The sequence below is a fragment of the Mesorhizobium sp. M4B.F.Ca.ET.017.02.2.1 genome (assembly GCF_003998955.1).
GTDB classification, from domain to species: Bacteria; Pseudomonadota; Alphaproteobacteria; order Rhizobiales; family Rhizobiaceae; genus Mesorhizobium; species Mesorhizobium abyssinicae.
This window is the reverse complement of the sequence record NZ_RZOF01000377.1, coordinates 1-5,836: the sequence shown is the minus strand read 5'-3', so window position 1 is coordinate 5,836 and position 5,836 is coordinate 1. Positions and strand designations below refer to the sequence as shown.

5 protein-coding genes and 1 pseudogene are annotated in these 5,836 nt (G+C 63.2%); all 6 read left to right on the top strand.

Annotated elements, in window-relative coordinates:
- A partial coding sequence (locus EN738_RS29610) for a pyridoxal-dependent decarboxylase (RefSeq protein WP_245494808.1) occupies positions 1–420 on the top strand: 420 nt, incomplete at its 5' end.
- A gap of 127 nt (positions 421–547) precedes the next feature.
- Complete coding sequence (locus tag EN738_RS29605) at positions 548–1,315, top strand: DeoR/GlpR family DNA-binding transcription regulator (protein ID WP_127286741.1); 768 nt, start codon at positions 548–550, stop codon at positions 1,313–1,315.
- Between the two features lie 127 nt (positions 1,316–1,442).
- Complete coding sequence (glpD, locus tag EN738_RS29600) at positions 1,443–2,969, top strand: glycerol-3-phosphate dehydrogenase (RefSeq protein ID WP_127286740.1); 1,527 nt, start codon at positions 1,443–1,445, stop codon at positions 2,967–2,969.
- A gap of 38 nt (positions 2,970–3,007) precedes the next feature.
- Positions 3,008–4,074, top strand: a pseudogene (locus EN738_RS29595) (ABC transporter ATP-binding protein).
- Between the two features lie 10 nt (positions 4,075–4,084).
- Positions 4,085–5,167, top strand: a complete 1,083-nt coding sequence (locus EN738_RS29590; RefSeq protein WP_127286739.1) for an ABC transporter ATP-binding protein — start codon at positions 4,085–4,087, stop codon at positions 5,165–5,167.
- On the top strand, positions 5,168–5,836 hold a 669-nt coding region (locus EN738_RS29585), incomplete at its 3' end, for a sugar ABC transporter permease (protein WP_145966969.1).

The window sequence follows — 5,836 nt, the reverse complement described above, 5'->3', positions numbered from 1 at the left end:
GGCATCATCAACTACTCGGAATGGTCGGTGCCGCTCGGTCGCCGGTTCCGGGCGCTGAAACTCTGGTTCCTGCTTCGCGCCCATGGGCTGGAAGGATTGCGCACCATGATCCGCAATCACGTCACCTGGAGCCAGGCTCTCGCCGCGCGGCTTGCGGGGGAGGCGGACTTCGAGATCGTGACCGAGCCAATGCTGTCGCTGTTTTCGTTCCGGCATCGGGCAGGACCGGGCGCCAACCCCGACGAGCACAATCTTCGCCTTGTCAATGCCATCAACGATGACGGCCGCATCTACCTGACGCAGACAAAGGTCGATGGCACGATCGCGATCCGTTTCCAGGCCGGCCAGTTCGAGGCGACGGCGGCCGATGTCGAGGCGGCATTCGACGTCATCACCGAAATCGCTCGCCGCCCCACCTGAAGCAACTCGCCGCAGCTTGCGGCCGGTTTGGCTTTGGGATCATATGGTTTTCGTTAGCCGGCTTATCCCTTTTCATCGCTTTCGTTTTGCGATATAGACAAGAAAAACGAAAACGGGAGGGAGAGCGATGTTTCTGTCGCCGCGTCATGCCGAGATCATCCAGATGGCCAAGGACCATGGCCGCGTGCTGGTCGACGACCTGGCAACGCATTTCAACGTGACGCCGCAGACCATCCGCAAGGACCTCAACGACCTCTGCGACCAGAGGCTGCTCACCCGCATCCATGGCGGGGCGCTGTTCCCGTCCGGGATCGAGAACATGGAATATGAGGCGCGCCGCAAGATCGCCGCCGATGAGAAGGAGGCGATCGGCCGCGCCGCCGCCAGGCTGATCCCCGACAACGCCTCACTGTTCATCAACATCGGCACCACTACCGAGTCCGTCAGCAAGGCCTTGCTGGACCACAACGGCCTCATGGTCATCACCAATAATATCAATGTTGCCAATAGGATGCGTGTCTATCCTTCGATCGAGGTAGTGATCGCCGGCGGCGTCGTGCGCGGCTCTGACGGCGGTGTCGTCGGCGAGGCGGCCGTCGATTTCATCCGGCAGTTCAAGGTCGACTACGCCGTCATTGGCGCCTCGGCCATCGACCATGATGGCGCGCTGCTCGATTTCGACTTTCGCGAGGTCAAGGTTGCGCAAGCCATCATCGCCAACGCAAGGCACGTCATCCTGGTTTCCGACCAGACCAAGTTCGAGCGCACCGCGCCGGTCCGCATCGGCCATCTGTCGCAGGTCAACACCTTCATCACCGACCGCTGCGACATCCCCTCGGTGCGCAAGATCTGCGACGAAGCCGAGGTTCAACTGATCGAAACATCGCTCGGCTAGGCCATCTCCGCAGCGTCATCACACGCCCGTGATATTTCGTTTGACATTCGTTCCTATTTCGAATTAATTCCGTGACGGTTTCGCAAAAGACCAAAAATGCTGCAATGCGAAATCGCTGGAGGACTTCTTGGACGCATCACCGATCCATGACATTTTTGTCATTGGCGGCGGCATCAACGGCTGCGGCATCGCCCGCGACGCAGTTGGTCGCGGCTTCTCGGTCTTTCTCGCCGAGATGAACGATCTGGCCAGCGGCACCTCGTCCGGCTCGACCAAGCTGATCCATGGCGGCCTGCGCTATCTCGAGTTCTACGAATTCCGCCTGGTGCGCGAAGCGCTGATGGAGCGCGAAGTTCTCTGGAAGAACGCGCCGCACATCATCTGGCCGATGCGTTTCGTGCTGCCCTATGCCGAGGGCCTGCGGCCGGCCTGGCTGATTCGGCTCGGCCTTTTCCTCTACGACCACATTGGCGGCCGCAAACTGCTGCCGGCGACGAAGACGCTGGACATGGCGAGGGACCCGGCCGGCAAGCCGCTGAAGCCGCTGTTCCGCAAGGCCTTCGAATATTCCGACGGCTGGGTCAACGATGCCAGGCTGGTAGCGCTGAATGCTCGCGATGCGGCCGACCGCGGCGCGATCATCCGCACCCGCACCAAGGTCGTCGGCGCGCGCCGTGACGGCGACCTCTGGGCAATCCGGCTCGAGGACGTGCGCACCGGCGAGACCGAGGAAGTCAAGGCCAGGCTTCTGGTCAACGCCGCCGGCCCCTGGGTCGACCACGTGCTGTCGGCGACGGTCGGCCAGAACGACGTCCACAATGTCCGTCTCGTGCAAGGCAGCCACATCGTCATCGCCAAGAAGTTCGACGACCCGCGCGCCTATTTCTTCCAGAACAAGGACGGCCGCATCATCTTCGCCATTCCTTACGAGGAAGAGTTCACGCTGATTGGCACCACCGACCGCGACTATCCGGGCGATCCGCATGAGGTGAAGATCAGCGACACCGAGATCGACTATCTGTGCGCGGCGGCGAGCGAATATTTCGCTCAGGCCGTCAAGCGCTCGGACATCGTCTGGACCTATTCGGCCGTGCGCCCGCTCTATGACGACGGCGCCTCCAAGGCGCAGGAAGCGACCCGCGACTACGTGCTGAAGTCCGATGGCGGCGAGGGGGCAGCGCCGATCATCAACGCATTCGGCGGCAAGATCACCACCTATCGCCGGCTGTCGGAATCGATGCTGGAAAAGATCGAAGGCTTCCTTGGCAAGCGCGGCAAGCGCTGGACGGCGGACGCGCCTTTGCCGGGCGGCAACTTCCCTGCCACCGGCTTCGAGGCGCAAGTGGCGAAACTGAAGAGCGCCTATCCGTTCCTCGACCAGGGCCTGGCGCGCCGGCTGACCCGGCTCTACGGCACGCTGGCGCAGGCCGTGCTGGGCCTCGCCAAGTCGAATGCCGATCTCGGCCGCAACTTCGGCGCCGATCTCTATGAGGCCGAGGTACGCTATCTGGTCCAAAACGAGTGGGCGCTGACCGCCGAGGATGTATTGTGGCGCCGGACCAAGCGCGGCCTGCATCTCAGCCGAGAGCAGGCGGCGACGCTCGACGAATTCATGCGTGGAATAAGCCGCCGCCACGTCGCGGCAGCCGAATAGGATGGCCGTGTGATGCACAGAGCCGCGGAGGAGGCATCATGCTGGAACTGAGAAACGTGTCGAAGACGGTCGGCGCGGCGGAGCACATCCGTGACGTGTCGCTGACACTTCAGCATGGCTCGCTCAACGTGCTGCTCGGCCCGACGCTGTCAGGCAAGACCAGCCTGATGCGGCTGATGGCCGGTCTCGACGCGCCGACGTCAGGCTCGGTCTGGTTCGACGGCAAGGATGTCACCGGCCAGCCGGTGCAGAAGCGCAACGTCGCCATGGTCTACCAGCAGTTCATCAATTACCCGGCGATGACAGTCTACGAGAATATCGCCTCGCCGCTCAGGGTCGCCGGCGCCGAGCAGTCGAAGATCGACAAGGAAGTGCGCAACGCCGCGGCACTCCTGAAGCTCACGCCCTATCTCGACCGCACGCCGCTCAGCCTTTCCGGCGGTCAGCAGCAGCGCACCGCGCTGGCGCGCGCCATCGTCAAGAACGCCAGCCTGGTCCTGCTTGACGAGCCGCTCGCCAATCTCGACTACAAATTGCGCGAGGAGTTGCGCGCCGAGCTGCCGAAGATCTTCGCCGCCGCCGGCACAATCTTCGTCTACGCCACCACCGAGCCGCACGAGGCGCTGCTGCTCGGCGGCAATACGGCGACGCTCGCCGAAGGCCGCATCACCCAGTTCGGACCGACCATCGAGGTGTTCCGCAAGCCGGTCGACCTCGTGACGCCCACCCGCCGCTCAACACCATCGTGCTTGCCAAGAAGGGTGCGGTCTTCCTGCTGGAAGGCGGCGTCACCCTGCCGGTGCCGGCGGAGCTCGTCGGCATCGCCGATGCAAGCTATACGATCGGCTTCCAGCCCCACCATCTGTCGCTGGAGCGCCCCAACGCAGCCGCCGTGCCGGTGCGCGCCAAGGTCACCATCACCGAGATCACCGGCTCGGAGAGCTTCATCCATCTCGATTTCGCCGACGCGCGCTGGGTGATGCTGACCCACGGCATCCGCGACTTCGAGCCGGACGCCGAAGTCGAGGTCTTCATCGACCCGCGCCACATCATGGTCTTCGACGGAAACGGCCGCGCCGTCGCCGCGCCGAAGCTGGCGGCTTGAGGAGGAAGCGATGGCACGCATCGACGTCAACCACATCCGCCACTCCTATCTGCCCAATCCGCAGAAGGACTCAGATTTCGCCCTGAAGGAGGTGCATCACACCTTCGAGGATGGCGGCGCCTATGCGCTGCTCGGGCCTTCCGGCTGCGGCAAGACCACGCTGCTCAACATCATTTCGGGGCTGCTGCACCCTTCGCACGGCCAGTTGCTGTTCAACGGCAAGGACGTCACCAGGCTGTCGACGCAGGAACGCAACATCGCTCAGGTGTTCCAGTTCCCGGTCATCTACGACACGATGACCGTCTACGACAATCTGGCCTTCCCGTTGCGCAACCGCGGCGTGCCGGAAGCCGATGTCGACCGCAAGGTGCGCGAGACGCTGGAGATGATCGATCTCGCGTCATGGGCTAACAGGAAAGCGCGCGGCCTGACCGCCGACCAGAAGCAGAAGATCTCGCTCGGTCGCGGCCTGGTCCGCTCCGACGTCAACGCCATTCTGTTCGACGAGCCGCTCACCGTCATCGATCCGCATATGAAATGGGTGCTGCGCTCGCAGTTGAAGCAGCTGCATCGCCGCTTCGGCTACACCATGGTCTATGTCACGCACGACCAGACCGAGGCGCTGACCTTCGCCGACCGGGTGGTGGTCATGTATGACGGCGAGATCGTCCAGATCGGCACGCCGGCCGAACTGTTCGAGCGCCCGCGCCACACCTTTGTCGGCTATTTCATCGGCTCGCCCGGCATGAACGTCATGCCGGTGGCGATCGACGGCAGGACAGCGACGATCGGCAGCCAGCGCATCGAACTGCCGGGCGTGCCCAAGACTGTCGGCGCGAACGCCGGCGCCGGCTCGATCGAGCTCGGCATCCGTCCCGAATATGTCAGGCTCGGCCGCGACGGCATGGCCGTCAAGGTCAGCAAGGTCGAGGATGTCGGTCGCCATAAGGTGGTCCGCGCCAGCCTCGAGGGCCGCGAGATCGCCGCCGTCATCGGCGAGGACGACACCGTGCCGGCCGATCCGAAGGTTCGCTTCGACCCTGCAGGCATCAACATCTATGCCGATTCCTGGCGCGTCGAGATGGGGGCATAGATGGAAAAGACCTGGAACAACAAGGCCTGGTTCCTTGTCCTGCCGGTGCTGGTGCTGGTGGCGTTCTCGGCCGTCATCCCGCTGATGACCGTCGTCAATTATTCGGTGCAGGACACCTTCGGCAACAACGTCTTCTTCTGGGCTGGCACCGAGTGGTTCGAGGAGCTGTTGTCCTCCGACCGCTTCTGGGAAGCGATGGTCCGCAACCTGATCTTCTCCTTCATCATCCTCATCATCGAGGTGCCGCTCGGCATCTTCATCGCGCTCAACATGCCGAAGAAGGGCTGGGGCGTGCCGGTCTGCCTGGTGCTGATGGCGTTGCCGCTGCTGATCCCGTGGAATGTCGTCGGCACGATCTGGCAGGTCTTCGGCCGCAACGACATCGGCCTGCTCGGCTACTACGTCAATGCGCTCGGCATCGACTACAACTATGTCCAGGATCCGATCGACGCCTGGGTCACCGTCATCATCATGGATGTCTGGCACTGGACCAGCCTCGTCGTGCTGCTCTGCTATGCCGGCCTGGTCTCGATCCCGGATGCCTTCTACCAGGCGGCCAAGATCGACGGTGCCTCGCGCTGGGCGGTGTTCCGCTACATCCAGCTGCCGAAGATGCAGCGCGTGCTTCTGATCGCCGTGCTGCTGCGCTTCATGTACAGCTTCATGATC